This window comes from Kineococcus deserti (genome assembly GCF_050871945.1).
Taxonomy (GTDB): domain Bacteria; phylum Actinomycetota; class Actinomycetes; order Actinomycetales; family Kineococcaceae; genus Kineococcus.
This window is the reverse complement of record NZ_JBJLSI010000076.1, coordinates 1-1357: the sequence shown is the minus strand read 5'-3', so window position 1 is coordinate 1357 and position 1357 is coordinate 1. Positions and strand designations below refer to the sequence as shown.

At 67.8% G+C, this 1357-nt stretch carries 2 protein-coding genes; both read right to left on the bottom strand.

From position 1 onward, the window contains the following. The coding region (locus ACRYR2_RS24990; RefSeq protein ID WP_432565706.1) for an ATP-binding cassette domain-containing protein at window positions 1-800 on the bottom strand (800 nt) is incomplete at its 3' end. A gap of 8 nt (window positions 801-808) precedes the next feature. Continuing rightward, window positions 809-1357 (bottom strand): ABC transporter permease (locus ACRYR2_RS24985; RefSeq protein WP_432565705.1); only part of this gene is annotated, 549 nt, incomplete at its 5' end.

Sequence of the window (1357 nt, the reverse complement as noted above, 5' to 3'; positions counted from 1 at the left end):
GCGGACAGTTCGTGGCTGAGCGCTTCCAGCTCGGCCCCACCGGCCATCTCGTTCGTCAGCCGGTCCAGGCTGATGTCGGCCCGGGAGGAGTCCAGGGACACGTTGCCCCGGTTCAGGATCACGAAGTGGTTGCCCACCAGGTAGGCGTGGTGCGGGTTGTGCGTGATGAAGATGACCCCCAGCCCCGCGTCACGGGCCTTGGCCACGTACTTCAGCACCACCCCGGACTGCTTGACCCCCAGCGCCGCCGTCGGCTCGTCCAGGATCAGCACCTTGGCACCGAAGTAGATGGCCCGGGCGATCGCGATGCACTGCCGCTGGCCACCGGACAGCGACCCCACCGGCCGGTCCAGGTCGGGCACCGAGATGCCCATCTTCGTCAGCTCGGTCCCGGTGATCTCCATCATCCGCTGCACGTCCAGCCGGGCGAACGGGCCCCAGCCCTTGCGCATCTCCTGCCCGAGGAAGAAGTTGCGCCAGATGGACATCAGCGGCACCAGGGCCAGGTCCTGGTAGACGGTGGCGATCCCCCGGTCCAGCGACTCGCGCGGGGAGGTGAACTGCACCTCCTCGCCGTTGACCGTCAGCGTCCCGTCGGTGTGGGTGTGCAGACCGGCGATGATCTTGATGAGCGTCGACTTGCCGGCGCCGTTGTCGCCCAGGACGCAGGTGATCTCCCCCTGCCGCACCGACAGCGACACCCCGCGCAGGGCGTGCACGTTACCGTACCGCTTGCCGACGTCGGTCAGCCGCAGGATCTCGGTGTTCGGGCTCTGCCGGCCGTCCTGGCTGCCCTGGATGTGTGTGGTCACCGCTTGGCCGCCTGGTTCTTCACGACGAGGTTGACGATGGTCGCGATGACGAGCATCGCGCCGAGGAACAGCTTGTTCCAGTCCGCGTTCCAGCCCGCGTACACGATGCCGTTGGTCACCACGCCGTAGATCAGCGCACCGATCGCCGCGCCGATCGCCGACCCGTACCCACCGGTCATCAGGCACCCGCCGACCACCGCGGCGATGATGTAGTACAGCTCGTTGCCGACGCCGTTGCCCGACTGCACGTTGGAGTAGGCGAACAGGTTGTGCATCCCCAGCAGCCAGGCGGTGAACCCGACCCCCATGAACAGGCCGATCTTGGTCCACTTCACCGGGACACCGACCGCGCGGGCCGCCGCCGGGTCACCGCCGGAGGCGAAGATCCAGTTCCCGACCCGGGTCCGCAGCAGGATCCAGGTCGCCACGGCCACCAGGGCGATCCAGAAGACGATCGGGATGCGGACCCCGTTGCCGATCGGCAGCGTGTAGTTGAAGAACGCCCGCGCCGACTCGTACCCGGCCATGTCGCTGATCGTCGGGGA